Consider the following 24,989-nt stretch of genomic DNA (forward strand, 5'->3'; position numbering starts at 1 on the left):
GTGGGCGCGCCCGCGGGGCCCGGGTGGGGACAATGGGCGCCGGGGGGCGGGACGGGTGGGCACACGGGACGGCGCCCTCTCGCGGCGCCTCCGCGTTCCGCGCCTGGACCCGCAACACCGGGTGCCGTCACCGGCGGTGCGGGTTCAGGCTCAGCAGCCTCTGGCGCCGGCAAGGGCGCCGTTCCGTTGTGCCCACCCGTTCCGCCCCAGCGGAACGATTGCCCACAACGGTGGGGCGCAGCCCACAACGGCGGTCCGTGGCCGGGTCATGGGATGTGGCGGTGGACGTTCTGCTCGGTCGACGGGCCCGGGGTCGCGTCCGCGATCCAGGGGCCGTCGCCGCTCGGATCGACGACGCCCGCCTCCAGCCAGGTGTAGCGCCCCGCGAGGACGCCGTCGACGATCCGCCGGTCCAGGTCGTCCGTGTTCGACCAGAGGCGGCCGAAGAGCTCCTCGATCCGGAGCCGCGCCTGGTGGCAGAAGGCGTCCGCGAGCCGGTGGGCCTCCGCCCCGTGCTCCCCCGTGGTGCGCAGGAGTTCGGCCCGCACGCAGGCCGCGCTCATCGCGAAGAGCTCCGCCCCGATGTCGACGATGCGCCCGAGGAACGCCTGCTTGAGCTCCATGCGCCCCTGCCAGCGGGACATCCCGTAGAAGGTGGAGCGGGCCAGCTTGCGGGAGGTCCGCTCGATGTAGCGGAGGTGTCCGGCGAGGGCGCCGAACTCCCCGTACGCCCCGGGGAGCTGTCCGGCGCCGGTGACGAGCCCCGGCAGCCAGCGGGCGTAGAAGCCGCCGGCCCGGGCGCCCGCGCGCGCCTTGTCGCCGAGGGACTTCTCGGGGTCGATGAGGTCTCCGGCGACGGAGAGGTGGGCGTCGACGGCCTCGCGGGCGATCAGCAGGTGCATGATCTCGGTCGAGCCCTCGAAGATCCGGTTGATCCGCAGGTCGCGCAGGAGCTGTTCGGCGGGGACGGCCCGCTCGCCGCGGGCGGCGAGCGAGTCGGCGGTCTCGTAGCCGCGCCCGCCGCGGATCTGGACGAGCTCGTCGGCGATCAGCCAGGCCTTCTCGGAGGCGTACAGCTTGGCGAGGGCGGCCTCGATGCGGATGTCGTTGCGGTCCTCGTCGGCCATCTGGGACGCGAGGTCGACGACGGCCTCCAGGGCGAAGGCGGTGGCGGCGATGAAGGAGATCTTGGTGCCGACTGCCTCGTGCCGGGCGACGGGCCTGCCCCACTGCTCGCGCTCCGCCGACCACTCCCGGGCGATCTTCAGGCACCACTTGGCGGCGCCCGCGCAGGCGGCGGGGAGGGAGAGCCGTCCGGTGTTGAGGGTGGTGAGGGCGATCTTGAGTCCGGCGCCCTCGGGGCCGATGCGGTGCGCGGCCGGGACCCGGACGCGGTGGAAGCGGGTGACGCCGTTCTCCAGGCCGCGCAGGCCCATGAAGGCGTTGCGGTGCTCGACGGTGATGCCGGGCGCGTCGGCCTCGACGACGAAGGCGGTGATGCCGCCGCGGTGCCCCTCGGAGGCGGGGACGCGGGCCATGACGACGAGGAGGTCGGCGACGACGCCGTTCGTCGTCCAGAGCTTCACGCCGTCGAGGACGTACGCGTCGCCGTCCGGCACGGCGCTGGTGGCGAGCCGGGCCGGGTCGGAGCCGACGTCGGGCTCGGTGAGCAGGAAGGCCGAGAGGTCGGTGCGGGCCAGCCGGGGCAGGAAGGCGTCCTTCTGCTCCTGGGTGCCGAAGAGCTTCAGGGGCTGCGGTACGCCGATCGACTGATGCGCGGAGAGCAGGGCGCCGACGGCGGGGCTCGCGGAGCCGACGAGGGCGAGGGCGCGGTTGTAGTACAGCTGGGTGAGGCCGAGCCCGCCGTACGCCGGGTCGATCTTCATCCCGAGCGCGCCGATCTCCTTGAGTCCGGTGATCGTCTCGTCGGGGATGCGGGCCTCGCGCTCGATGCGTGCGCCGTCGATCCGGGTCTCGCAGAAGTCCCGGAGGACGGCGAGGAAGGCCTCGCCGCGGCGGACGTCCTCGGCGGCGGGGAGCGGGTGCGGATGGACGAGGTCGAGGCGGAAACGGCCGAGGAACAGCTCCTTGGCGAAGCTGGGTCTGTGCCAGTCCCGCTCGCGCGCGGCCTCGGCGACCTGCCGGGCCTCGCGCTCGGTGACCTTGGGCCGCTGGGCGGGTGCGGACATGGACACCTCCTTGGGCTTCCTGTCCGTCGTACCCGATTCCGGCGGGTCCGGAAAGAGGAGGGGATTCCTCCGGGTACGTCCTCCAGATGAGACGCCCCGCCCCGCCGGCGGGGCCCGCGCGTAGGGTCCGCGGCATGTCTCAGCCGATCAAGCTCATCGTCCTCGTCGCCACGCTGCCCGGCAGGGGCGGGGAACAGCTCGCCGCCTTCGAGGCGCTCGCCCCCCTGGTGCGGGCCGAGGAGGGCTGCCTGCAGTACGACCTCCACCGGGTGGCCGACGACCCCGACCGTTTCGCGCTGGTCGAGCGCTGGGCCTCGACCGAGGCCCTCGCCGCGCACGACGCCGCCCCGCACATGGTCGCGGCCGGCGCCGCGCACCGGGCCTTCCGCGCGGGCCCGGCGGAGGTCGTCCGCCTCGTGGACGCGCCGGTGGAGGCTCCCCGCGCGTAGGGGTGGCCGTCCCGGCATGCGAGAAGGCGGCCCGAGCCCCCGCACAGTGGGCTCGGACCGCCTGGTCTCGGTGGGGCGTGCGCCTTACAGCGCGAGGCCCGTCAGGACGAGCACGCGCTCGTAGGTGTAGTCGTCCATCGCGTACTTGACGCCCTCGCGGCCCACGCCGGAGCGCTTGGCGCCGCCGTACGGCATCTGGTCGGCACGGTACGAGGGGACGTCGCCGACGATCACGCCGCCGACCTCCAGCGCGCGGTGGGCGCGGAAGGCGGTCTGCAGGTCACGGGTGAAGACGCCGGCCTGGAGGCCGAAGTCCGAGTCGTTGACCGCGGCGAAGGCCTCGGCCTCGCCGTCGACCTTGGCGATGGTCAGGACCGGGCCGAAGACCTCGGCGCGGGCCAGGGTCACGTCGGCGGGGAGGTCGGTGAGGACGGTCGGGGCGTAGGTGGCGCCCTCGCGCTTGCCGCCGGCGAGGAGCTTGGCCCCGGCCGCGACGGCCTCGTCGACCCAGGACTCGACACGCTTGGCCGCGGCCTCGTCGACGAGCGGGCCGACGTCGGTGGCGTCGTCCGCCGGGTCGCCGGTGACCTGCGCCTCGACGGCGGCGACGATCTTCGGCACCAGGCGGTCGTAGACCGAGGCGTCGGCGATCACGCGCTGCACGGAGATGCAGGACTGGCCGCCCTGGTAGTTGGAGAAGGTCGCGATGCGGCTCGCGGCCCAGTCCAGGTCGGCCTCGGAGGACCAGTCGGGCAGGACGACGGCGGCGGCGTTGCCGCCGAGCTCCAGGGTGCAGTGCTTGTGCGGCACCGACTGCTGGATGGCGTAGCCGACCTTGTCGGAGCCCGTGAAGGAGATGACCGGGAGGCGCTCGTCCTGGACGAGGGCGGGCATGCGGTCGTTCGGCACGGTCAGGATCGACCAGGAGCCGGCCGGCAGGTCGGTCTCGGCCAGGATCTCGCCCAGGATCAGGGAGGAGATCGGCGTCGACGGGGCCGGCTTGAGGATGATCGGGGCGCCGACGGCGATGGCCGGGGCGACCTTGTGGGCGCTGAGGTTCAGCGGGAAGTTGAACGGCGCGATGCCGAGGACGACGCCCTGCGGGATGCGGCGGGTGAGGGCGAGGCGGCCCGCGCCGCCGGCCTCGGTGTCCAGGCGCTGGGCCTCGCCGGCGTTCCAGCGGCGGGCCTCCTCGGCGGCGAAACGGAAGACGGAGACGGCACGGCCGACCTCGCCGCGGGCCCACTTGATGGGCTTGCCGTTCTCGGCGGAGATCAGGAGGGCGATCTCCTCGGTGCGCTCGGCGAGCCGCTTCGACACGTGGTCGAGGGCGGCGGCGCGGACGTGCGCCGGGGTCGCGGCGAACTCGTCGACGACGGCGTGCGCGGCGGCGACGGCCTCCTCGACCTGGGCCTCGGTGGGCACGCTGACCTTGCCGACCAGACGTCCGTCGTACGAGTTCGTGACGTCGAAGGTGGCGTCGCCGGTGGCCTCACGGCCGGCGAGCCAGAAGGCGTGGGTGGTCGTCATTGCGTCCCGGCCCTTTCCGTTTCGGGGTGCGAGCGATTGCTCTGGTGACACCGTAGGGCCGGGACGGCGGGCTGGGGCTTGTCCGGTATGGAGTAGTGGGGGTGGCGGCTCTGTCCGCTTCGGCCGAAGAGCTCCGTCGCGCGGCGGATCACCGCCGTCGCTCGGTCGAGACGATGAGACAGACGCCGCCGACGACGATCGCGCCGCCGAGGAGGATCGGCCAGGTCAGGGCCTCGTCGAGGACGAGGGCGCCGAGGAGGACGGCGACGACCGGGTTCACGTACGCGTAGGTGGCGGCGAGGGAGACCGGGGCGGTCTGGAGGAGCCAGGCGTACGCGGTGAAGGCGACGAGCGAGCCGAAGACGACGAGGTACGCGAGGGCCGCCCAGGAGCGTCCGGAGACGGCGCCCAGGTCGAGGCCGTGGTGCTCGCCGCGCACGAGGCCCACGCCGAGCGCGGCGAGGCCGCCGGCCAGCATCTCGTACGCGCTCGCCGTGAAGGGGTTGGCCGGCAGGGTGAGCCGGGCGGAGGAGACGGAGCCCGCGGACCACAGCAGGGCCGCGACGAGGACGAGGACGACGCCGCCGATCTTCACCTCGCCGCTGAGGCCCGGGACGGTGAGGACGCCGAGGCCCGCGAAGCCGAGCAGGACGCCGCCGAAGGCGCCGGCGCCGGGGCGGTCGCCGAGGAGCGTGCGGAGCAGGACGACCCAGACGGGGACGGCGGCCACGAGGAGCGCGGCGAGGCCGGAGGGTATGGAGGTCTCGGCGAGGACGACGAGGCCGTTGCCGCCGAGGATGAGGAGCAGGCCGACGAGGGCGGCGGAGCCGAGCTCCCGGCGGGTGACCCTGAGGGCGGCGGGGCCCTGCCGCCAGGCGACGATCGCGGCGAGGAGCAGGCCGGCGGTGACGAAGCGGGCGCCGCCGGAGAGGAACGGCGGGAGGGTCTCGACGACGATCCGGATGCCGAGGTACGTGGACCCCCACACGACGTACACGATGCCGAGCGCGGCCCAGACGGCGCCGGTGATCCGGCGGGCCGGTGCGGAGGGAGCGGCGGGGGCGGGGGTACGGAGTCCGGGGGCGGCCGGGTGCGTCTCGGGGGCCGGGTCGACGGCAGGGCTTGTCATGAGCAGGAGATTAGGGAGTGCGGACCCGGACGACCAACAGAATTGCCCGGATCCGGGCAGGCTCAGCGGATTTCGGACGACATCCGAGCTCTGGGAAGGCGCGCGGAGGGGTGGGAGGATGACCGGGACCGTACGACCCCAGGGGGAAATTCATGATCCTTTACGTACTGATCGGAGTCCTGGCGCTCGCCGTCGCCGGCTGCGCCTGCGTGGTGTGGGCGTCCCGCGGCGGCCCCCGCTGGGTCCGGGCCATCGCCACGGTGACCCTGCTGGGCGGCGAAGCGGTCCGCGCCGAACGGCGCCGGAGCAGGCGGTGGGGGAACGGCAACAACTCCGGCGGCGGCTCCGACTAGGCCGTTCCTTTCGGATCAGTCCGGAGCCCGGAAAGATCCGAAAGAGACGGCCCAGAGCCCCCGCCCCTCCGCGTCCGACGCGCTACTCCGCGCCCTCGCCCGTCGCCTTCAGGGCCAGCCACAGCTCCATCCGGACGTCCGGATCGTCCAGGGAACGGCCGAGGATCTCCTCCACCCGTCGCATCCGGTACCGCAGCGTGTGCCGGTGGACCCCCAGGTCCGCCGCCGCCGCGTCCCACTGGCCGTGCCGGGAGAGCCAGGCGCGCAGCGAGGCCACCAGGTCGCCGCGGCCGGTCGCGTCGTGCTCCCGCAGCGCCCGGAGCATCCCGTCGGCGAAGGCGCGGACGGCGTCGTCCGCGAGGAGCGGAAGCACCGAGCCCGCCGCCAGGTCCTCGTGCTCGACGAGGGCCCTGCCCCGGCGCCGGGCGACCGAGAGCGCCTGCTCGGCCTGCTTGTACGCGGCGGCCGCGCCGCTCGGACCCGCCGGGGCGGAGAGGCCCACGACGACACCCGCGTCCTCCGCCTCCCGCTCCGCGTACCCCTCGCAGGCGCCGACGACAGCGCCCCCGTCGCCGGCCAGGACGACGAGCCGCTGCGCGCTCTCGGCGACGGCCAGCACCGCCTCGCCCGCACGGGCGGCGGCCGCCTCCAGGGCCTCGGCGAGCACCGGGAGCGGCGGTTCGCCGGCCGTGTCCCCCCCGGCGGGCTCGGCGACGAGCAGCCGGTAGGGCGCGTCGAGCAGCTCTCCGTACAGGTCTCCGGCCACCGCGCGGGCGGCCTCCGGCTGACCGGCGAGCATGAGGCGCAGCACCGCGGCGCCGAGCCGCTGCTCCGCGGCCTGGAGCGAGCGGGAACGTTCCGTCGTGAGGGTGAGCAGGGCGATCGCCGAGTGGACGGCGTACCGCTCGGCCGTGCCGAGCGGAGCGCCCGTGCCGACGGCGAGGGCACCGCGGACCCGGCGGCCGGTGCCGAGCGACTGGAGCTCGACCCGGTCGTCCGTACCGCCGACGACGGCGCTGGCGGGCGCGGGCCGCTCCCGCAGCCGCTCCACGTCGGGGGTGAGGCGGGCGGCCCGGCGGGCCGCCCACTCGGGTGAGACGGCGACCACGGCGCCGGAGGCGTCGTACAGCGCGGCCCAGCCGTCGACGTGGGCGGCGAGCCGCGCGACGACGGCCTCGGGGCCCTCGGCGAGCGCGGCGCGGGTCAGCTCGCGCTGGGCCTCGAAGCCGGCGGTGACGGCCCGGTACTGGTCGGCGGAGATGGCGGCCGACACGGCCTTGCTGATCGCGAGGAACGGCGTGCGGCGCGGCACTTCGAGCAGCGGCAGATGCTCCTCGCGGGCCGCGTCGAGCAGGGCGCTCGGGATCTCCTCGTAGTTGACGCCCACGGCGAACCCGAGCCCGACGACCCCGGCGCCGAGCAGCCGCCGCACGTAGCGGCGCATCGCCTCCAGGTCCTCCGCGTCGAGGGTGAGCGCGGTGGTGAGGAGGAGCTCGCCGCCCTCCATGTACGGCACGGGGTCGGCGAGCTCACTGACGTGCGCCCAGCGGACGGGGGTGTCGAGGCGGTCCTCACCGGCGCGGACGATGAGCTTGAGGGCGGAGTGCTGCACGAGCGAGGCGAGGGTGGGCGGCATTGGGGACCGTCGGACCTTTGAGCGGGGACCGCACGCGGGGGGAGCCGTGCACGGCCGGGGGAGGCGCCGCTCAGCCGAGCGGCGCCCCCGATTGTGCCAGCCCCACCGGGAGCCCGCTCAGCCGCGCGAGCCGTGGGACGGGTCGGGCGCGGGGCGGGCGGGTGCCGGGCGGCCGGGTCAGCCGCGGAGGTCGACCAGGACCGGTGGGGTGTGCGTGCCCTGGGCCGTCGTCAGGGACACGACGGCGTGGCCGGGCGGCACGGCGTGCGCGAGGTCGGAGGCGGACCACCGCTCGCGCTCCACCTTCCGGGTCGTGACGGCGTCCGTGGTGACGGCCTTGCCGGTGACCTTCTTGCGCAGGGCGTGGATGAAGCGGGTCATCGGCTGGTCGGCGAAGACCGTGTGGTGGGCCACCTCGGTGGTCTCCACCCACTCCTTGCCCCAGGTCTCGGCGAACCCCCGGCCGTCCCAGGTCGTGATGCCGGAGAGCGCCACCCGGCAGCCGACGGCGCCGAGCAGCGGGCCGTGCAGGGACTCGGGGACCTCGCCGAGGGTGCGGAGCCCCAGCACGACACCCGCGTGGTGGGGGCGCAGCCGCTGGAGGGAGCGGACGGTGCCCGGGGTGATCGCCCCGGTGGCGTCGTCGAGGACGAGGGCGACGAAGTGCTCGCGCTGCGCGCCCGTGCGGGCCGCCGTCATGAACTGGGCGAGGACCAGCCGGGTGAGGAGCCGCGAGGCCTCCTCGTGGCCGCGCTCGGGCAGCTTGATCCGCACGCGGAGCGGGTGGTGCGCGACGGACTTCAGCGAGAAGGGCCGTACCTCGCTCCCGTCGGCGCCGAAGAACTCGGCGAACGCCGGCCGGTCGAGGAGCGAGAGCCGGTCCGCGAGGACCGGCCCCGCGTCGGCGGCGGTGCCGGCCTGCCGGATCCGGGCCTCCAGCTCACGGCGCATGGCCGCGGCGTCGGCGGGGAGCCGTTCGAGGAGGGCCGTCAGCGTCTCGGGGCCCGCTTCGAGGAGCTCGCGGAGCACCGGCACGGACGGGAAGCGGCCGTGGGCCGCCCGGTAGGGGCCGATGAGCTGGGCGAGGACGGTGGCGGCGCGCCGGGCGTCGAGCTGCTCGACGTCGCCCGCCAGGCCCTCCGCGAGCAGCGCGGCCGCCTCGTCGGGGTCGCCGAGGCCGGCGTACAGGTCGAGGTCGTACGGGGAGGCGGGGTCGCCCGGGCGGACCACGACGTCGTACGCCGCGTCCGGGCCGAGCGGCGCGTCGGCCGTGCCCACGGCGACGACCGCGCAGCCGCCGGTGAGGGCCCGCAGGGTGAGCGACTCGACGACCGGGCCGGTCAGACGGGTGGTCTTGCCCGCGCCGGAGGGGCCGACGACCAGCAGGGAGGTGGCGAGCGCGGCCGGTTCGAGGGCGAGGCCGACGCCCCGGTAGGCGGCCGGGTTCCGCTCCTCGGCCGCGCAGCGGCCGATGCGGACCTGGCCGAGGAGGAGGTCGTGGGTGGCGGCGCGGCCGGGCAGGTCGCGGTCTCCGGAGGGGTGCGCCCCGGCCGCGGCGCCCTGCCGGAGCACGGTGTCCGCGACGGAGGCGAGGCCGCCCGCACGCGTCCGTGCGCGCTCCAGGTCGCGGCGGACCCGGACGCAGTCGACGTCGTTCATGCGTCCGGCCAGCAGCTCGGCGGCGAGCAGGTCCGCCGCCGGCCGCTCCCCGGCCGCGCGCAGCTCGGGCCAGTGCGAGAGGGGTACGGGCGCCGCCGGGTCGAGGGGCGGCGGGGTGCCGTCCGCCGGGGCGGCGGCGCGGGCCTTGAGCCACCCGCGGACCAGGGCGGGCCAGTCGCCGAGGCGCGCGAAGGGCCACAGGACCGCGGCCGTGATCAGCGCGTACAGGGTGTAGACGAGGACCGGCGAGGCGAGGACGTCGTATCCGCCGCCGAGGAGCACCACGAGGGAGAGCAGCGGGCCGACGACCGGCAGCGCGTCCCAGCCGACGCCGGGGAAGGCGTCCGGCCAGACGAACGTCAGGGCGATCAGCGCGGCGGCCGCGGTGGACGCCGCGCGCACGGGCGGCCGGCGGTCGGCCAGGAGGTGCCGGGCGAGTTCGGCCCAGGCGCCGAGGCGGGCCATCGCGTAGAGGAGGACGGCGAAGAAGACCCCGTCGTAGACGACGTGGGCCTCGCCGCCGTGCCAGTCGCGGGGCGAGGTCCCTCCGGCGTACCACCAGTCGGCGGGGGTGAAGGTGGCGAGCGGGATCCACTGGTAGGGGACCGCGCCGCGGCGCCAGGCCGACCAGAGGAGCAGCCCCACGACGAGCGGGATCAGCAGCCCGGCGACGGTGACGGGCGCGAGCTTCCGCGCCTCCCGGGGCGGGGGGGGCGGGACGTGCCGGAAGCGCCAGATCCCGGGCGCGGCCTCGGGCCGCGGGGCGTCGAGCCAGGCGACGACGGGCGGGGCGGGCGCCGCGGGCGCGGTCGTCGGCCGGGGCGGCACCGACGGCGGCACCGACGGCGGAGCCGGTACGTGAGGGGTGGCTCCGGGGGGCCCGGAAGCGCGGTCGGGGTGGGCGCCCCGGTCGCCGGGGCCGGCGCCCCGCACGTCGTGGGACCCGGCGCGGCCGTCGGTCGGCGGCGCCGTCGGGCGCGGGACCGCGCCCCCCCTGGTGTCGCGTGACTCGTACGTGCCGTCGGTCTCCATGAACCCCTGCCCCCTGACCAGCCAGGTCGCCGCGTCTGTGCCACCGTCAATCTAGTGGGCCGCGGGCCGCCGGGAGGGGATTCGACCACCCGTGCGGCCGAACCGTCTCAGGCCCGTCCTGACGCGGTCCGCGCGGCGGAGGCGGAGGCGTCATGTCCATCCCGGACAACGACACACCCGTCACCACTCCCGATCGGCGCATGCCTCCGCCCCTCCCCCGCGCCTAGCCTGCGGAGGAAACCCGCAAGTGCGTCCAGAACACCCCCAGGAGCCCCGCATGAACGCTGTCCCGCAGGAGCGGCGCATCGTCACCGCCATCCCCGGTCCGAAGTCGCAGGAGCTTCAGGCCCGCCGTCTCGACACGGTCGCCGGTGGCGTCGGCTCCACGCTGCCCGTCTTCACCGCGCGGGCCGGCGGCGGCATCATCGAGGACGTCGACGGCAACCGCCTGATCGACTTCGGCTCCGGCATCGCCGTGACGTCGGTCGGCGCGTCCGCCGAGGCCGTCGTGCGCCGCGCCGCCGCGCAGCTCCAGGACTTCACCCACACCTGTTTCATGGTGACGCCGTACGAGGGTTACGTGGAGGTCTGCGAGGCCCTCGCCGAGCTGACCCCGGGCGACCACGCCAAGAAGTCCGCGCTGTTCAACTCCGGCGCCGAGGCCGTCGAGAACGCGGTGAAGATCGCCCGCTCGTACACCAAGCGCCAGGCCGTCGTCGTCTTCGACCACGGCTACCACGGCCGTACGAACCTGACCATGGGCATGACGGCGAAGAACATGCCGTACAAGCAGGGCTTCGGTCCGTTCGCCCCCGAGGTCTACCGCGTGCCCGTGGCCTACGGCTACCGCTGGCCCACCGGTGCCGAGAACTGCGGCCCCGAGGCCGCCGCCCAGGCGATCGACAACATCACCAAGCAGATCGGCGCCGAGAACGTCGCCGCGATCGTCATCGAGCCGGTCCTCGGCGAGGGCGGCTTCATCGAGCCGGCCAAGGGCTTCCTGCCGGCGATCGTGAAGTTCGCCAACGACAACGGCATCGTCTTCGTCGCGGACGAGATCCAGGCCGGCTTCTGCCGTACCGGCCAGTGGTTCGCCTGCGAGGACGAGGGCATCGTCCCGGACCTCATCACCACCGCCAAGGGCATCGCGGGCGGTCTGCCGCTCGCCGCCGTCACCGGCCGCGCCGAGATCATGGACTCCGTCCACGGCGGCGGCCTGGGCGGCACCTACGGCGGCAACCCGGTGGCCTGCGCCGGTGCGCTCGGCGCCATCGAGACGATGAAGGAGCTCGACCTCAACGGCAAGGCCAAGCGCATCGAGGAGGTCATGAAGGCCCGCCTCACCGCCATGCAGGAGAAGTTCCCGGTCATCGGTGACATCCGCGGCCGCGGCGCCATGATCGCCATCGAGCTCGTGAAGGACCCGGCCACCAAGGCGCCGCACGCCGAGGCCGCCGCCGCCCTTGCCAAGTACTGCCACAACGAGGGCGTGCTCGTCCTCACCTGCGGCACCTACGGCAACGTGCTGCGCTTCCTCCCGCCGCTGGTCATCGGCGAGGACCTGCTGAACGAGGGTCTGGACGTCATCGAGGCCGCGCTCGCGCAGATCTGATCCGGTCACGGGCCGGACAGCGGGCCGGATCACGGTGCGGATCGCGGTTCCAATCGCCGATCTGACACTCCGTGTGAAGACTCTGTGGGGGGCCGATGGTGGGATACGTTTCCCGCTGTCGGCCCCCCTTTCCGTGACGTACGGTTTCCGCAGATGAGAGAAACACCCCGGGCGGAGCTCCCCCAGCACCGCCCACACCGTGCCTTCGCGCACACCACCGGGGCCTCGTGCCCCGGAACTCCTCACCGATCGGATGGCCGCCCGCCCCACACCCCCCGGGGCGCGCGGCAGCCCGATCCCTTCGGCCGCCCTGGAACCACCCCCCCTGTTCCAGGGCGGCCGGCTCTCTTCTCGGCGCTCGTCGCCCTCGCCGTCGTGACCTGGCAGGTGCTCGTCCACGGCCCCTTGGCCAGGCTCGACGAGCGGGTGTCCCGGTCCCTGGTGGACACGGTCCCCCGGCACCTGAGCGAACTCGCCTCCGACCTCGGCGACATGACGGTCGCCCTCCCGGTGCTCGCCTGCGCGATGGCGTACGCGGTGTGGCGCGGCCGCCGCGCCGCCGCGCTCCACGCCGGCCTCGCGATGGCGGCCGTCCCCCTCCTGGTGGTCCCCCTGAAGGAGTGGACCGCCCGCCCCGGCCCGCTGGAGCCCTGGGCCCAGGGCTACTACCCCTCGGGTCACACGGCCACCGCGGCGGTCGCGTACTTCGGTGCGGCGTTCCTGGTCTCGAACCGGCTGGTCCCCGTCGCCGCCGTGCTGACGGCGGTGACGGGGACCGGCCTGGTGCTGCGGGGCTTCCACTGGCCGCTGGACGTGTTCTCCAGCCTCTGCCTGTCGTTCCTCGTGCTGGCCGTCAGTTCCAGGTGTACGCGTCGAAGTTCTTCGAGAACTGCCACTGGTTGTAGCGGTCCCAGTTGACCGACCAGGTCATCAGGCCGCGCAGGGACGGCCAGGTGCCGTGGGTCTGGTAGCTGCCGCAGTTCGTCTTCTTCGTGAGGCAGTCCAGGGCCTTGTTCACCTCGGCCGGGGCGGTGTGGCCGTTGCCCGCCTGGGTGGAGGCGGGGAGGCCGATGGCGACCTGCTCGGGGCGGAGGGCCGGGAAGAAGCGGTCCGTGTTGCCGGCGACCGGGAAGCCCGTGAGGAGCATGTCGGTCATGGCGATGTGGAAGTCGGCGCCGCCCATCGAGTGGTACTGGTTGTCGAGGCCCATGATGGAGCCCGAGTTGTAGTCCTGGACGTGGAGCAGGGTCAGGTCGTCGCGCAGGGCGTGGATGACCGGCAGGTAGGCGCCGGCGCGCGGGTCCTGGCCGCCCCAGGGACCGGAGCCGTAGTACTGGTAGCCGAGCTGGACGAAGAAGGTCTCGGGGGCCATCGTCAGGACGAAGTTCGCGCCGTACTTGGCCTTGAGGGTCTTCACCGCCTGGATCAGGTTGACGACGACCGGGCTGGTCGGGTTCCGGAAGTCGGTGTCGCCGGTCTGGAGCGAGAGCGAGTGGCCCTCGAAGTCGATGTCGAGGCCGTCGAGGCCGTACTCGTCGATGATCTTCGAGACGGAGGAGACGAAGGTGTCGCGGGCCGTGGTGGTGGCGAGCTGCACCTGGCCGTTCTGGCCGCCGATGGAGATGAGGACCTTCTTGCCGGCGGCCTGCTTGGCCTTGATCGCGGCCTTGAACTCGGCGGGGGACTCGACGCCGGGGCACTCGGTCGCCGGGCAGAGGCTGAAGCGGATGTCGCCGGAGGTCACCGAGGTCGGTTCGCCGAAGGCGAGGTCGATGACGTCCCAGGAGTCGGGGACGTCGGCCATGCGCGTGTAGCCGGAGCCGTTGGCGAAGCTCGCGTGGAGGTAGCCGACGAGGGCGTGCGCGGGGAGGCCGCCCCCGCCCCCGCCGCCGCCGGAGGTCGTGGTCGCGGTGACCGCGCCGGACTTCGGGGATTCGCCGGCGCTGTTCACGGCGGTGACCGTGAAGGTGTACGGGGTGGAGGCGGTGAGACCGGAGACGGTGGCCGAGGGGGCGGTGACCGTCTGGACCCTGGTGGCCCCCTGGTAGACGTGGTACGAGGTGGCTCCGGAGACCGCCGTCCAGGTGAGCGGCACCGTGGTGGAGGTCGGGGAGCCCGCCGTGAGGCCGGTGGGGGCGGCCGGGAGCTGGACCGGGTCACCGCCGGGGCCGTACAGGGAGAGGTCGTCGGCCTGGTAGGCGGGGGTGCCGTACCAGCCGTGGGTGTAGATCGTGACCGAGGTGGTCGAGGCGCCCGTGGTGAACGAGGTGGTGAGCTTCTGCCAGTCGGGGGCGGAGCCCGTCCACGTGGAGACGTCGGTGGTGCCGGTGCCCGAGGCGCCGAGGTAGACGTAGCTGCCGCGCACCCAGCCGCTCAGCGTGTAGCTGGAGTTGGGCTTCACCGTCACGGTCTGGGAGCACTTGGCGTTGTCGCTGCCGGCGGGGGTGGCCTGGAGCGCCTTCGTCCCGCCGTGCACGGGTGACGCGACGACGGCGCCGCTGCCCGCCGTGCAGGTCCAGCCGTCGAGGCCGGCCTCGAAGCCGCCGTTGCGGGCGAGTTCGGTGTCGGCGGCCTGGGCCGCCGGGGTGAGTGCGAGGAGCCCGCCGGCGGCGAGGGAGCCCGCCAACAGCAGGGTGAGGGGTCTGGTGCGGTCCACAACTGCCTCCGGGGGTGGGGGAATCGAGGTGGAGCGCGCCACAGCATGGTCCAGACCAATCGAGTGGTCAAGACCTCTGCACGGCCCGGAGCTCCGCTCAGCCCCCGCCCGGCCCCCTCCCCTCCCTGGCCAGCCGGCCCGCCGCCTCGTGCATCGCCAGCTCCAGGAGGGAGGCGTCGGTGAGCGTGCCCAGGCCGTCCGGCGCCACCAGCCAGCGGGCGGCGCCGGTCGCCCGCCCCGGGTACGGGACGACGATCCAGGTGCCGGGGCCCGCGCCGCGCACCCCGGTGCCGAGCCAGCGGGCGGCGGTTCCCGGCGGGACGAAGAAGCCCGTCCGGGCCTCGCCGAAGTCGGCCAGGACCGGGCCCGGCCGGTCCACCAGGCGGGTCAGCACATCGAGCGTGGGATGCCCGAGCTCCCCGGGCAGGATCAGGACGTCCCAGCGCCGGCCGGCGGGCAGCAGCGCGACCCCGTGGGGGTTGCGCTCCCACTCCCACCGGCAGGCCTCGGGATCCGGTGCGACCGCGGCCAGCCATTCCACCGCGGCCCTGACGCCAGAAGCCCCCGTACCGGTCATCGCGACGATCTCCTCTCCGTGTGGACTCGGTGTCCACACGGAGAGAGCGGGTACGGGGGCTTCTCTTACGCGACTTCGCCTACTCGCCGGTCGTGATCTGCGTCACACGGACCTGCGTCAGCTGTCGAAGCCGAGGCCGAGCCGGTCCATGGCCTTCAGCCACAGGTTGCGCCGCCCGCCGTTCTCGTCGGCGCGGGCGAGCGACCACTTGGTGATGCCGATGCCGGCCCAGGCGACCGGCTCGGGCGGGAACGGCAGCGGCTTGGAGCGGACCATCTCCAGGTCGGTGCGCTCGGTGCGCTCCCCCGCGAGCAGGTCGAGCATCACGTCGCCGCCGAAGCGCGTGGCTCCGACGCCGAGGCCGGTGAACCCGGCCGCGTACGCCACCTTCCCCTGGTGCGCCGTGCCGAAGAAGGCCGAGAAGCGCGAGCAGGTGTCGATCGCGCCGCCCCAGGCGTGGCTGAAGCGGAGCCCCTCCAGCTGCGGGAAGCAGCGGAAGAAGTGCTCGGCGAGCTTGAGGTACGTCTCCGGGCGGTGGTCCATCTCGGCGCTGACCTTGCCGCCGAACGGGTAGATCGCGTCGTAGCCGCCCCACAGGATGCGGTGGTCCTCGGTGATCCGGAAGTAGTGGAACTGGTTCGCGGAGTCGCCGAGGCCCTGGCGGTTCTTCCAGCCGATCGAGGCGAGCTGCTCCGGGCTGAGCGGCTCGGTCATCAGGGCGTAGTCGTAGACCGGGACGGTGTACGCCCGGACGCGCTTGACCAGCGACGGGAAGACGTTGGTGCCGAGCGCGACCCGGCCGGCGACGACCTTGCCGTACGGCGTGCGGACGCCCATCCCGGCGCCGACCGACACCAGCTGCGTGCCGGGGGTGTTCTCGTAGATCCGGACGCCCAGGTCGAGGCAGGCCCGCTTCAGGCCCCAGGCCAGCTTGGCCGGGTGGAGCATGGCGACGCCGCGCTTGTCCCACATGCCGCCGAGGAAGGTGGGCGAGTCGACCTCGGCCCGTACGGCGTCCCGGTCGAGGAGCTCGACGCCGTCCGCGAGCCCGAGCCGGTCGAGCTCCGCGTACACCTCGGCCAGTTCCTCGACCTGGTACGGCTCGGTGGCGACGTCGATCTCGCCGGTGCGCTCGAACTCGCAGTCCAGCGCGTAGCGGGCGACGGCCTCCTCGATGGCGTCGAGGTTCCGCTCGCCGAGCTCCTCCAGCTTCGGCAGCTCGCCCGGCCAGCGGGCGAGGCCGTTGCCGAAGCCGTGCGTGAGGGAGGCCGCGCAGAAGCCTCCGTTGCGGCCCGAGGCGGCCCAGCCCACCTCGCGGCCCTCGATCAGGACGACATCCGTGGAGGGGTTCCGCTCCTTGGCGAGGAGCGCCGTCCACAGTCCGCTGTATCCGCCGCCGACCACGAGGAGATCGCACGTCTCGGTGCCGGTGAGGGCGGGCAGGGCTCCGGGCTTGCCGGGGTCTTCCAGCCAGAAGGGGACGGGCTGGGCGTCGGAGAGAGATTGTGCAGCGAGACGCATGGCGACTGGGGCCATGGTTTCCAACTCCTTCGGTGCCTGAGACGGCTCTCGCTCAGGCTGTTGCTGTTTTCTTGCGCCGGTTCGTAATGATTTGCCCGGCCACGACCATCAGTACCGCGAGGACGAACATCGCGGTGCCGATGACGTTGATCTGAACGGGGGTGCCACGCTGCGCCGAGCCCCAGACGAACATGGGGAAGGTGACGGTGGAGCCCGCGTTGAAGTTGGTGATGATGAAGTCGTCGAACGAGAGCGCGAAGGCGAGCAGGGCGCCGGCGGCGATGCCGGGCGCGGCGATCGGCAGCGTGACGCGCAGGAAGGTCTGCGTCGGACCCGCGTAGAGGTCGCGCGCGGCCTCCTCCAGGCGCGGGTCCATCGACATGACCCGGGCCTTGACCGCCGTCACGACGAACGAGAGGCAGAACATGATGTGGGCGATCAGGACCGTCCAGAAGCCCAGCTCGATGCCCATGTTGAGGAAGAGCGTGAGCAGCGAGGCGGCCATGACGACCTCGGGCATCGCCATCGGCAGGAAGATCAGCGAGTTGATCGCGCCGCGGGCCCGGAAGCGGTAGCGGACCAGCGCGAAGGCGATCATCGTGCCGAGCACGACCGCGCCGACCGTCGCCCAGGCGGCGAGCTGGAGCGAGAGGGAGAGGGACTCGCACATGTCGGCGACGCCGCAGGGGTCCTTCCAGGCGTCGAGCGAGAACTCCTGCCAGGAGTAGTTGAAGCGTCCCTTCGGCTTGTTGAAGGAGAACGCCATCACCACGAGGTTCGGCAGGATCATGTACGCGAGCGTCAGCAGGCCCGCGATGACGACCAGGTTGCGTCGTATCCAGCGCATCAGACCAGGTCCTCCGTTCCGGCACGGCGGATGTACACGGTGACCATGCCCAGCACGATCGCCATGAGGATGAAGGAGAGCGCGGCCGCCGTCGGGTAGTCGAGGACCCGCAGGAACTGCGACTGGATGACGTTGCCGACCATCTTGGTGTCGGTCGAGCCGAGCAGTTCGGCGTTGACGTAGTCGCCGCTCGCCGGGATGAAGGTGAGCAGGGTGCCGGAGACGACGCCGGGCATCGACAGCGGGAAGGTCACCTTGCGGAAGGTGGTGGCCGGGGAGGCGTACAGGTCCTGCGCGGCCTCGTGCAGCCGGCCGTCGATCCGCTCCAGGGAGGTGTAGAGGGGCAGGATCATGAAGGGCAGGAAGTTGTACGTCAGACCGCAGACCACCGCCATCGGGGTGGCGAGGACGCGGTCGCCCTCGGTCCAGCCGAGCCAGCTGGTGACGTCGAGGAAGTGCAGGGCGTTGAGCGCCTCGACCACCACGCTGTCGTCGGCCAGGATCGTCTTCCACGCGAGCGTGCGGATGAGGAAGCTGGTGAAGAACGGCGCGATGACCAGGACGAGCAGCAGGTTCCGCCAGCGGCCGGCCTTGAAGGCGATCAGGTACGCGAGCGGGTAGCCGAGCAGGAGGCAGAGGAGGGTCGCGGTCCCGGCGTACAGCAGGGAGCGGACGAACTGCGGCCAGTACTCCTGGAAGGCGTCCCAGTAGGTCTGGAAGTGCCAGGTGACCTCGAAGCCCTTCTCCAGCGAGCCGGTCTGCACCGAGGTGGAGGCCTGGTAGACCAGCGGCAGCGCGAAGAAGACGACCAGCCAGACGATGCCGGGCAGCAGCAGCCAGTACGGGACGAGCCGCTTGCGGGTGGAGGGCTTGCGCAGGACCGGTTCCTCCGTCGGAGGAGCGGCTTTCTCCAGGGTGGTCGTCACGAGGCGTCCTCCACCGTCTCGACGCCCGCGTCGATGTCCTGGGCGGCGTCGAGGCCGAAGGTGTGGGCGGGGTTCCAGTGCAGGACCACCTGGGCACCGGGGACGAGCCGGGTGTCCCTTTCGATGTTCTGCTCGTAGACCTGGAGCTCCGCGCCCGCCGGCGAGTTCACCACGTACTGGGTGGAGACACCGATGAAGGAGGAGTCGACGATCCGGCCGGTCACCCGGTTGCGGCCGTCGGCTATCGAGCCCGCGTCGTCGGCGTGCGCGAGCGAGATCTTCTCGGGGCGGACGCCCACGAGCACCTTGCCGCCCCGGCGGACGGCGGGGGTACAGCGGTCGCCGGGCACCTTGAGCTTGCCGCCGCCGGCCGTGACGACCACGTCGGCGCCGGTCTCGGCGACCTCGGCCTCGATCAGGTTCGAGGTGCCGAGGAAGTTGGCGACGAAGGTGGTCTGCGGGTTCTCGTACAGGTCGGCGGGGGCGCCGAGCTGCTCGACCCGGCCGCCGTTCATCACCGCGACCTGGTCGGCCATGGTCATGGCCTCCTCCTGGTCGTGGGTGACGTGCACGAACGTGATGCCGACCTCGGTCTGGATCCGCTTGAGCTCCAGCTGCATCTGGCGGCGCAGCTTGAGGTCGAGGGCGCCGAGCGGCTCGTCGAGGAGCAGCACCTGCGGGTGGTTGATGAGCGCGCGGGCCACGGCGACGCGCTGCTGCTGGCCGCCGGAGAGCTGGTGCGGCTTGTGGTGGGCCTTGTCGCCGAGTTGGACGAGCTCCAGCATGTCGTCGACCTGCTTCTTCACCGACTTGATGCCGCGGCGGCGCAGGCCGAAGGCGATGTTCTCGGAGATGTCCATGTGCGGGAAGAGCGCGTAGGACTGGAAGACGGTGTTGACCGGCCGCTTGTACGGCGGGAGGTCGGTGACGTCCTTGTCGCCGAGGAAGACGGTGCCGGTGCTCGGGTCCTCCAGGCCGGCGATCATGCGCAGCGTGGTGGTCTTGCCGCAGCCGGAGGCGCCGAGCAGGGCGAAGAAGGAGCCCTGCGGGACGGTCAGGTCCAGCGGGTGGACGGCGTGGAACGAGCCGTACGACTTGCTGATCCCGGTGAGACGGACGTCGCCGCCCGTGTTCTTTCCGGTGTGCGCAGTCTTGTCAGTCATGGGTTGCGGTCCCAGGGAGTGAGAGAGGTGGACGAGGCCGGACTCAGGCGCCGATGAGCTTGGCGAACTTCTCCTCGTACGCCGTCTCCTCCGCGCTGGTGAGCGAGCGGAAGGCGTGGGACTTCTTGGCCATGGCCTTGTCCGGGAGGATCAGCGTGTTGTTCGCGAGCTCGGGGTCGATCTTGGCGAGCTCGTCCTTCACCCCGTCGACGGGGCACACGTAGTTGATGTACGCGGCGAGCTGGGCGGCGACGGGAAGCTCGTAGTAGTAGTCGATGAGCTTCTCTGCGTTCGCCTTGTGCCGGGACTGCGCGGGGACGAGCAGGTTGTCGCTGGAGGTGATGTATCCGGCGGACGGGATGGAGTACTTGATGTCCGGGTTGTCGGCCTGGAGCTGGATGATGTCGCCGGCCCAGGCGAGGCAGGCCGCGATGTCGCCCTTGTCCAGGTCGGAGGTGTAGTCGTTGCCGGTGAAGCGGCGTATCTGCTTCGTGTCGACGCCCTTCTGGAGGCGCCCGATCGCCGCGTCGAAGTCGGCGTCCGTGAACTTCCCCGGGTCCTTGCCGAGGTCGAGCAGGGTCATGCCGACGGAGTCGCGCATCTCGGTGAGGAAGCCGACCCGGCCCTTGAGCGAGGGGTCGTCGAGGAGCTGGGTGACCGAGTCGACCTTCTTGCCGCCGGTCGCCTTGGAGTTGTACGCGATGACGGTGGATATGCCCGTCCACGGGTACGAGTAGGAGCGGCCCGGGTCCCAGTCGGGGCGGCGGAACTGCGCCGACAGGTTCGCGTACGCGTTGGGCAGGTTGGCCGGGTCGAGCTTCTGCGCCCAGCCGAGCCGGATGATGCGGGCGGCGAGCCAGTCGGTGACGCATATCAGGTCGCGGCCGGTGTCCTGGCCGGCCGCGAGCTGCGGCTTGATCTTGCCGAAGAACTCGACGTTGTCGTTGATGTCCTCGGTGTACTTGACCTTGATCCCGGTGCGCTTCGCGAACGCCTCCAGGGTCGGGCGGGACTTCTCGTCCTCGCTGACGTCCATGTACTCGGTCCAGTTGGAGAAGGCGACGCTCTTCTCCTTGGCCGAGTCGTCGGTGGAGGCGGGGCCCTGGCCCTCCCGCTTGGCCGGCGGGATGCCACAGGCGCTCAGGCCGGCGAGACCGCCGACCGTGAGCGCGCCGACGCCGCCCGCACGCAGCATCGAACGGCGGCTGAGGGCGCCCCGGCCGCTCGTCATGCTGCGCCGTATCGCTGCCAGCTGCGCGTCTGACAGGCTCTCGGGCTCGTACTGCTCCATGCGCTGTGCCCTTTCGGGATGGGTGGGCCGCTGGTCGCGCGGCGAGGTGCTATCGGTCCCCGAAGATCGTGCGGTGCCAGTCCTTGGCCGCCACCGCGGTGTTGTCGAACATCACGTGCTTGACCTGCGTGTACTCCTCGAAGGAGTACGCCGACATGTCCTTTCCGTAACCCGAGGCCTTGGTGCCGCCGTGGGGCATCTCGCTGATGATCGGGATGTGGTCGTTGACCCACACACATCCCGCCTTGATCTCCCGCGTGGCACGGTTGGCCCGGTAGACGTCGCGGCTCCACGCGGAGGCCGCGAGGCCGTACGGGGTGTCGTTGGCGAGCCGGATGCCCTCGTCGTCGCCGTCGAAGGGCAGGGCCACCAGGACCGGACCGAAGATCTCCGACTGCACGACCTCGCTGTCCTGCGCGGCGCCGGTGATCAGGGTGGGACGGTAGTATGCGCCGTTCTTGAGCTCTCCACCAGGGGCTTCGCCTCCGGTGACGACGGTGGCGTAGCCGCGGGCGCGCTCGACGAAGCCGGCGACGCTGTCGCGGTGGCGGTGGCTGACGAGCGGACCGAGGTCGGTGCCCGGCGCGAACGGGTCGCCGACGCGGACGGTCTCCATGAGCTCCGCGACCCGGGCGACGAACGCGTCGAAGAGCGGGCGCTGGACGTACGCGCGCGTGGCGGCGGTGCAGTCCTGGCCGCTGTTGATGAGGGAGGCGGCGACGGCGCCGTGGGCGGCGGCCTCCAGGTCGGCGTCGTCGAAGACGAGGAACGGGGCCTTGCCGCCCAGTTCGAGGTGGAGCCGCTTCACGGTGGCGGTGGCGACCTCGGCGACCCGCTTGCCGACCGGGGTGGATCCGGTGAAGGAGGTCATGACGACGTCGGGGTGGCCGACGAGGTGCTCGCCGACGACCCGCCCGGAGCCGCTGACGATGTTGATCACACCGTCGGGGATTCCGGCCTCCTTCGCCGCCTGGGCGAACATGATCGAGGTGAGCGGGGTCAGCTCGGCCGGCTTCAGGACGATCGTGTTGCCCGCGGCGATCGCCGGGAGGATCTTCCAGGCGGCCATCTGGAGGGGGTAGTTCCAGGGGGCGATGGAGCCGACGACGCCGAGGGGCTCACGCCGGATGTACGAGGTGTGGTCGCCGCTGTACTCGGCGGCCGACTGGCCCTGGAGGTGGCGGGCGGCCCCCGCGAAGAACGCCGTGTTGTCGATCGTGCCGGGCACGTCGAACTCGGTGGTGAGCTTCAGCGGCTTGCCGCACTGGAGCGACTCGACGCGGGCGATGTCCTCGGCCCAGTCGGCGAGGACGCCGGCGAAGCGGTGCAGCGCGTCGGAGCGCTCGCCGGGGGTGGCTCCCGCCCAGGCGGGGAAGGCGGCCTTGGCGGCGGCGACGGCCTCGTCCACGTCGGCGGTGGAGGCGAGCGCGTACGTGTACACGCTCTCGCCCGTCGCCGGGTCGATCACGCTGTGTTCCTGACCTGAGGTTCCGGCGCGGAGCCTTCCGCCGATGTACTGCGCGCCGTCCGCGAAGCGGTCCGTCACCTGGAAGCGGTTGCTCATGACGCTCTCCGTTGTCCCAGCTCGAATTGAGTGCCGATCCTGGCATGGGGATAGTGGTCCAACAAGTGATTCCGTTGTTGCCTTTTGGTTACGCGACGGATTCGGTCGACCATGTGTCGAGGCGGCCGGAAAATCTCCGTACGGAGTGTCCGTGGCGAATGCCAGACTCGCATGTATGAGCAAGATCGAAGAGCTGACACAGCAGGTCACCAGGGGTGACCGGGTGAAGTGGCTGCATTTCTGGGGACACCGTCCGCACCCCGAAGGACGCCTTTCGGCGAGCTGTCTGAGCCAGTGGTGGCCGGCGCCCTTCGTGGTCGACGGCGTGACCTATGCGACCGCCGAGCACTGGATGATGGCGGCCAAGGCCCGTCTCTTCCGGGACGCCGAAGCCGAGCGGGCCGCGGTGACCGCCCGTACCCCCGCGGAGGCCAAGAAGGCGGGCCGGCTCGTGCGGGACTTCGACGACGCCGTCTGGGAGCGCGAGCGCTACGGGATCGTCGTCGAGGGCAGCGTCCACAAGTTCTCCTCGGACGAGGCCCTGCGCGCGTACCTCCTGGGCACCGGCGAGCGGGTCCTCGTCGAGGCCAGCCCGCTGGACCGGATCTGGGGCATCGGACTCGCCGCGGACGCCCCCGGCGCCCACGACCCGTCACGCTGGCGCGGACTCAATCTGCTCGGCTTCGCCCTGATGGAGGCGCGCGAGCGGCTGCGCACCGCCTGACGCACGGGAAAGGGGCCCCGCACCGGTCGGTGCGGGGCCCCTTTCGCGCGGGCGTCACGGCGTCAGTGGGCGTCGCCCTCGATCTGGAGGACCGAGGCGAACGGGTCGTCGCTCCCGGAGTCCTCGAAGGACGAGGAGTCCTGCGCGATGGCCCAGATGATGAAGCCCAGGAAAACGGCGCTCACCAGCGTGCCGATCGAGCCGAGCACGATGCCCGCGATCGCCATGCCCCGGTTCGTCGCCTCGCCCCGGCCGACCTTCTTCAGGCCGATGATGCCGAAGATCAGCGCCAGGACGCCGAGGATCACACCCAGGCCGTACATGCAGAAGCCCGCGACGGCGATGATGCCGAGCACCATCGCGGTCGTCCCCATGCCGTTGGACGGGGACTGCTGCCAGCCGGGCTGGCCGTATCCCGATCCGTACCCGGCGGGGTAGCCGTACCCCGGCGAGGCCGGGGCCGGTGCCGGGGCCGCGGCCGGGTAGCCGTACCCGCCGGACGTGTCCGCCGGGTAGCCGTACCCCGGCGTGGCCGCCGGGCCGCCGGGGGCGACCGGGGGCGGCGGGACGTCCCCCGCCGGAGCTCCCGGCGCGGCCGGGAAGGACGTCATGGTCGGCTGGTCGTGCACCGGCGGGGGCGACGGCGTCGCCGGCTTGCTCAGTTCCACCCCGTCGCGGTTCGGCGGAGCCCACGGGTCGGTCGGGTCGTACCCGCCCCGCGACTGGTCTTGGTTGTCGGACATGGGCCTCCCCCATCGTGGTCACGCCATGCTACGGCCTCACCCCTGAGGGGGATCCGCCCGGCCTACGATGACCCGATGACCGATCTCCACCCTTTCATCGCCGGACTTCCCAAGGCGGAGCTGCACGTCCACCACGTGGGCTCCGCCTCACCGCGCATCGTCGCCGAACTCGCGGCCCGGCACCCCGACTCCAAGGTCCCCACGGACCCCGAGGCGCTCACCGACTACTTCACGTTCACGGACTTCGCCCACTTCATCGACGTGTACCTGTCGGTCGTCGACCTGGTCCGCACGCCCGAGGACGTCCGGCTGCTGACCTTCGAGGTCGCCCGGGACATGGCCCGGCAGAACATCCGGTACGCCGAGCTGACCATCACTCCGTACTCCTCCACCCGCCGCGGCATCGACGAGCACGCCTTCATGGCGGCCATCGAGGACGCCCGCAAGGCCGCCGAGACCGAGTTCGGCACGATCCTGCGCTGGTGCTTCGACATCCCCGGCGAGGCCGGCCTCGTCTCCGCCGAGGAGACCGCTCGGCTCGCCACCACCGACGGGCTGCGCCCGGAGGGCCTGGTCTCCTTCGGTCTCGGCGGCCCCGAGATCGGCGTGCCCCGCCCGCAGTTCAAGCCGTACTTCGACCTGGCCCGCGCGGCCGGTCTGCGCTCCGTCCCGCACGCGGGCGAGACGACCGGCCCGGAGACCGTCTGGGACGCGATCCGCGAGCTGGGCGCCGAGCGCATCGGCCACGGCACCAGCTCGGTCCGGGACCCGGAGCTCCTCGCGTACCTCGCCGAGCACCGGATCGCCCTGGAGGTCTGCCCGACCTCGAACATCGCGACCCGCGCCGTCGCCACCCTGGAGGAGCACCCGATCCGGCAGATGGTCGACGCCGGGGTGCTCGTCACGATCAACAGCGACGACCCGCCGATGTTCGGCACGGACCTCAACAACGAGTACGCCGTCGCCGCCCGTCTCCTCGGCCTCGACGAGCGGGGTGTCGCCGGCCTCGCCAAGAACGCGGTGGAGGCCTCCTTCCTCGACGCGGCCGGCAAGGCCCGGATCGCCGCCGAGATCGACACGTACACGAACGACTGGCTCGCGCGCTGACGCCGACGAGAATGGGGCCATGCGCCCTGTCACTGCCGTAGGCCACCGCGGCGACCCGTACCGCGTCCGTGAGAACACGCTCCCCTCGATCGCCGCGGCGATCGAGCGGGGGGCGGGCGCCGGCGATGTCGAAATACGGCGGGCGGGCGAGGGCGGGGGCGGGCTCGGGGTCGGGCAGCTGCTGGGGGCGGGGGGAGGCGGCCTGGGCCTGGATGTGCTCGTGCTGTGTGGGGGTGGTCCGGTGCGGGCGCCAGGGGGCGCCGAGGAGGGTCTTGTCGAGG

20 protein-coding genes and 1 pseudogene are annotated in these 24,989 nt (G+C 72.6%); 7 read left to right on the forward strand and 14 right to left on the reverse strand.

Annotated features, from left to right (window positions below; genetic code table 11):
- Window positions 1-266 precede the first annotated feature (266 nt).
- Window positions 267-2,189, reverse strand: coding sequence for an acyl-CoA dehydrogenase family protein (locus ACFV2S_RS13310; protein ID WP_385557298.1), 1,923 nt, complete (start codon window positions 2,187-2,189; stop codon window positions 267-269).
- 134 nt (window positions 2,190-2,323) lie between these two features.
- On the opposite strand from ACFV2S_RS13310, the gene ACFV2S_RS13315 reads away from it, so the two are divergent.
- Window positions 2,324-2,638: a putative quinol monooxygenase gene (locus ACFV2S_RS13315; protein WP_385557301.1), complete on the forward strand. Its 315-nt coding sequence runs from the start codon at window positions 2,324-2,326 to the stop codon at window positions 2,636-2,638.
- An 84-nt stretch (window positions 2,639-2,722) separates the two neighbouring features.
- On the opposite strand, the gene ACFV2S_RS13320 is transcribed toward ACFV2S_RS13315, so the two are convergent.
- Both ACFV2S_RS13320 and ACFV2S_RS13325 read right to left on the reverse strand, forming a co-directional pair.
- Window positions 2,723-4,168, reverse strand: a complete 1,446-nt coding sequence (locus ACFV2S_RS13320; protein WP_383800460.1) for an aldehyde dehydrogenase family protein — start codon at window positions 4,166-4,168, stop codon at window positions 2,723-2,725.
- 148 nt (window positions 4,169-4,316) lie between these two features.
- Window positions 4,317-5,297 (reverse strand): EamA family transporter, encoded by a 981-nt coding sequence (locus ACFV2S_RS13325; protein WP_385557304.1) that lies wholly within the window; start codon window positions 5,295-5,297, stop codon window positions 4,317-4,319.
- Between the two features lie 152 nt (window positions 5,298-5,449).
- Here ACFV2S_RS13325 and ACFV2S_RS13330 point away from each other — a divergent pair, with 152 nt between their 5' ends.
- A complete protein-coding gene (locus tag ACFV2S_RS13330) occupies window positions 5,450-5,650 on the forward strand; it encodes a hypothetical protein (protein WP_385557307.1) in 201 nt (66 codons plus the stop codon).
- A gap of 82 nt (window positions 5,651-5,732) precedes the next feature.
- Here the strand turns inward: ACFV2S_RS13330 and ACFV2S_RS13335 are convergent, their stop codons facing one another.
- The gene (locus tag ACFV2S_RS13335) at window positions 5,733-7,286 is read right to left on the reverse strand and encodes a PucR family transcriptional regulator (protein ID WP_385557310.1); all 1,554 of its coding nucleotides are present in this window, start codon (window positions 7,284-7,286) and stop codon (window positions 5,733-5,735) included.
- Window positions 7,287-7,463: 177 nt separating this feature from the next.
- The gene (locus ACFV2S_RS13340; protein ID WP_385557313.1) at window positions 7,464-9,977 is read right to left on the reverse strand and encodes an ATP/GTP-binding protein; all 2,514 of its coding nucleotides are present in this window, start codon (window positions 9,975-9,977) and stop codon (window positions 7,464-7,466) included.
- A 277-nt stretch (window positions 9,978-10,254) separates the two neighbouring features.
- On the opposite strand from ACFV2S_RS13340, the gene gabT reads away from it, so the two are divergent.
- Window positions 10,255-11,589 (forward strand): 4-aminobutyrate--2-oxoglutarate transaminase, encoded by a 1,335-nt coding sequence (gene gabT, locus ACFV2S_RS13345; protein WP_383792242.1) that lies wholly within the window; start codon window positions 10,255-10,257, stop codon window positions 11,587-11,589.
- 153 nt (window positions 11,590-11,742) lie between these two features.
- Entirely contained in the window at window positions 11,743-12,507 is a 765-nt protein-coding gene (locus tag ACFV2S_RS13350) for a phosphatase PAP2 family protein (RefSeq protein WP_385557316.1), read from the forward strand.
- Here ACFV2S_RS13350 and ACFV2S_RS13355 read toward each other — a convergent pair.
- The 8 genes from ACFV2S_RS13355 to ACFV2S_RS13390 all read right to left on the reverse strand — a co-directional run bounded on the left by ACFV2S_RS13355 (window position 12,443) and on the right by ACFV2S_RS13390 (window position 22,134).
- A complete protein-coding gene (locus ACFV2S_RS13355; RefSeq protein ID WP_385557319.1) occupies window positions 12,443-14,245 on the reverse strand; it encodes a chitinase in 1,803 nt (600 codons plus the stop codon). The genes ACFV2S_RS13350 and ACFV2S_RS13355 overlap by 65 nt on opposite strands.
- Window positions 14,246-14,342: 97 nt before the next feature.
- Window positions 14,343-14,822: a hypothetical protein gene (locus ACFV2S_RS13360; RefSeq protein ID WP_385557322.1), complete on the reverse strand. Its 480-nt coding sequence runs from the start codon at window positions 14,820-14,822 to the stop codon at window positions 14,343-14,345.
- Between the two features lie 117 nt (window positions 14,823-14,939).
- Window positions 14,940-16,358, reverse strand: coding sequence for an NAD(P)/FAD-dependent oxidoreductase (locus ACFV2S_RS13365; protein ID WP_385557325.1), 1,419 nt, complete (start codon window positions 16,356-16,358; stop codon window positions 14,940-14,942).
- Between the two features lie 37 nt (window positions 16,359-16,395).
- A complete protein-coding gene (locus ACFV2S_RS13370) occupies window positions 16,396-17,190 on the reverse strand; it encodes an ABC transporter permease (RefSeq protein ID WP_383792253.1) in 795 nt (264 codons plus the stop codon).
- On the reverse strand, window positions 17,190-18,116 hold the full coding sequence (locus tag ACFV2S_RS13375) for an ABC transporter permease (protein WP_383792256.1): 927 nt from the start codon (window positions 18,114-18,116) through the stop codon (window positions 17,190-17,192). The genes ACFV2S_RS13370 and ACFV2S_RS13375 overlap by 1 nt, the downstream gene beginning before the upstream one ends.
- Window positions 18,113-19,279: an ABC transporter ATP-binding protein gene (locus tag ACFV2S_RS13380; RefSeq protein ID WP_383792259.1), complete on the reverse strand. Its 1,167-nt coding sequence runs from the start codon at window positions 19,277-19,279 to the stop codon at window positions 18,113-18,115. The genes ACFV2S_RS13375 and ACFV2S_RS13380 overlap by 4 nt, the downstream gene beginning before the upstream one ends.
- A gap of 43 nt (window positions 19,280-19,322) precedes the next feature.
- Window positions 19,323-20,570 (reverse strand): spermidine/putrescine ABC transporter substrate-binding protein, encoded by a 1,248-nt coding sequence (locus ACFV2S_RS13385; RefSeq protein WP_385557330.1) that lies wholly within the window; start codon window positions 20,568-20,570, stop codon window positions 19,323-19,325.
- Window positions 20,571-20,619: 49 nt separating this feature from the next.
- Entirely contained in the window at window positions 20,620-22,134 is a 1,515-nt protein-coding gene (locus tag ACFV2S_RS13390) for a gamma-aminobutyraldehyde dehydrogenase (protein ID WP_385557333.1), read from the reverse strand.
- 175 nt (window positions 22,135-22,309) lie between these two features.
- Here ACFV2S_RS13390 and ACFV2S_RS13395 point away from each other — a divergent pair, with 175 nt between their 5' ends.
- Window positions 22,310-22,858 carry an NADAR family protein gene (locus ACFV2S_RS13395; protein ID WP_385557336.1) on the forward strand — a complete coding sequence of 183 codons (549 nt, stop codon included), beginning with the start codon at window positions 22,310-22,312 and terminating at the stop codon, window positions 22,856-22,858.
- A gap of 62 nt (window positions 22,859-22,920) precedes the next feature.
- Here ACFV2S_RS13395 and ACFV2S_RS13400 read toward each other — a convergent pair whose 3' ends face one another.
- Window positions 22,921-23,601 carry a DUF4190 domain-containing protein gene (locus ACFV2S_RS13400; protein WP_383792269.1) on the reverse strand — a complete coding sequence of 227 codons (681 nt, stop codon included), beginning with the start codon at window positions 23,599-23,601 and terminating at the stop codon, window positions 22,921-22,923.
- A gap of 75 nt (window positions 23,602-23,676) precedes the next feature.
- Here ACFV2S_RS13400 and ACFV2S_RS13405 point away from each other — a divergent pair, with 75 nt between their 5' ends.
- Window positions 23,677-24,708, forward strand: a complete 1,032-nt coding sequence (locus tag ACFV2S_RS13405; protein ID WP_385557340.1) for an adenosine deaminase — start codon at window positions 23,677-23,679, stop codon at window positions 24,706-24,708.
- A gap of 19 nt (window positions 24,709-24,727) precedes the next feature.
- Window positions 24,728-24,989: pseudogene (locus tag ACFV2S_RS13410) on the forward strand (hypothetical protein); the annotation flags it as partial.

The organism is Streptomyces sp. NPDC059695 (assembly GCF_042733785.1).
In the GTDB taxonomy this organism is placed as follows: Bacteria; Actinomycetota; Actinomycetes; order Streptomycetales; family Streptomycetaceae; genus Streptomyces.

What these genes read in the sequence shown, in the direction of transcription:
- ACFV2S_RS13310 (WP_385557298.1), bottom strand. Translation starts at nt 2,189, where the DNA reads ATGTCCGCACCCGCCCAGCGGCCCAAGGTCACCGAGCGCGAGGCCCGG.
- ACFV2S_RS13315 (WP_385557301.1), top strand. Translation starts at nt 2,324, where the DNA reads ATGTCTCAGCCGATCAAGCTCATCGTCCTCGTCGCCACGCTGCCCGGC.
- ACFV2S_RS13320 (WP_383800460.1), bottom strand. Translation starts at nt 4,168, where the DNA reads ATGACGACCACCCACGCCTTCTGGCTCGCCGGCCGTGAGGCCACCGGC.
- ACFV2S_RS13325 (WP_385557304.1), bottom strand. Translation starts at nt 5,297, where the DNA reads ATGACAAGCCCTGCCGTCGACCCGGCCCCCGAGACGCACCCGGCCGCC.
- ACFV2S_RS13330 (WP_385557307.1), top strand. Translation starts at nt 5,450, where the DNA reads ATGATCCTTTACGTACTGATCGGAGTCCTGGCGCTCGCCGTCGCCGGC.
- ACFV2S_RS13335 (WP_385557310.1), bottom strand. Translation starts at nt 7,286, where the DNA reads ATGCCGCCCACCCTCGCCTCGCTCGTGCAGCACTCCGCCCTCAAGCTC.
- ACFV2S_RS13340 (WP_385557313.1), bottom strand. Translation starts at nt 9,977, where the DNA reads ATGGAGACCGACGGCACGTACGAGTCACGCGACACCAGGGGGGGCGCG.
- gabT (WP_383792242.1), top strand. Translation starts at nt 10,255, where the DNA reads ATGAACGCTGTCCCGCAGGAGCGGCGCATCGTCACCGCCATCCCCGGT.
- ACFV2S_RS13350 (WP_385557316.1), top strand. Translation starts at nt 11,743, where the DNA reads ATGAGAGAAACACCCCGGGCGGAGCTCCCCCAGCACCGCCCACACCGT.
- ACFV2S_RS13360 (WP_385557322.1), bottom strand. Translation starts at nt 14,822, where the DNA reads ATGACCGGTACGGGGGCTTCTGGCGTCAGGGCCGCGGTGGAATGGCTG.
- ACFV2S_RS13365 (WP_385557325.1), bottom strand. Translation starts at nt 16,358, where the DNA reads ATGGCCCCAGTCGCCATGCGTCTCGCTGCACAATCTCTCTCCGACGCC.
- ACFV2S_RS13370 (WP_383792253.1), bottom strand. Translation starts at nt 17,190, where the DNA reads ATGCGCTGGATACGACGCAACCTGGTCGTCATCGCGGGCCTGCTGACG.
- ACFV2S_RS13380 (WP_383792259.1), bottom strand. Translation starts at nt 19,279, where the DNA reads ATGACTGACAAGACTGCGCACACCGGAAAGAACACGGGCGGCGACGTC.
- ACFV2S_RS13385 (WP_385557330.1), bottom strand. Translation starts at nt 20,570, where the DNA reads ATGGAGCAGTACGAGCCCGAGAGCCTGTCAGACGCGCAGCTGGCAGCG.
- ACFV2S_RS13390 (WP_385557333.1), bottom strand. Translation starts at nt 22,134, where the DNA reads ATGAGCAACCGCTTCCAGGTGACGGACCGCTTCGCGGACGGCGCGCAG.
- ACFV2S_RS13395 (WP_385557336.1), top strand. Translation starts at nt 22,310, where the DNA reads ATGAGCAAGATCGAAGAGCTGACACAGCAGGTCACCAGGGGTGACCGG.
- ACFV2S_RS13400 (WP_383792269.1), bottom strand. Translation starts at nt 23,601, where the DNA reads ATGTCCGACAACCAAGACCAGTCGCGGGGCGGGTACGACCCGACCGAC.
- ACFV2S_RS13405 (WP_385557340.1), top strand. Translation starts at nt 23,677, where the DNA reads ATGACCGATCTCCACCCTTTCATCGCCGGACTTCCCAAGGCGGAGCTG.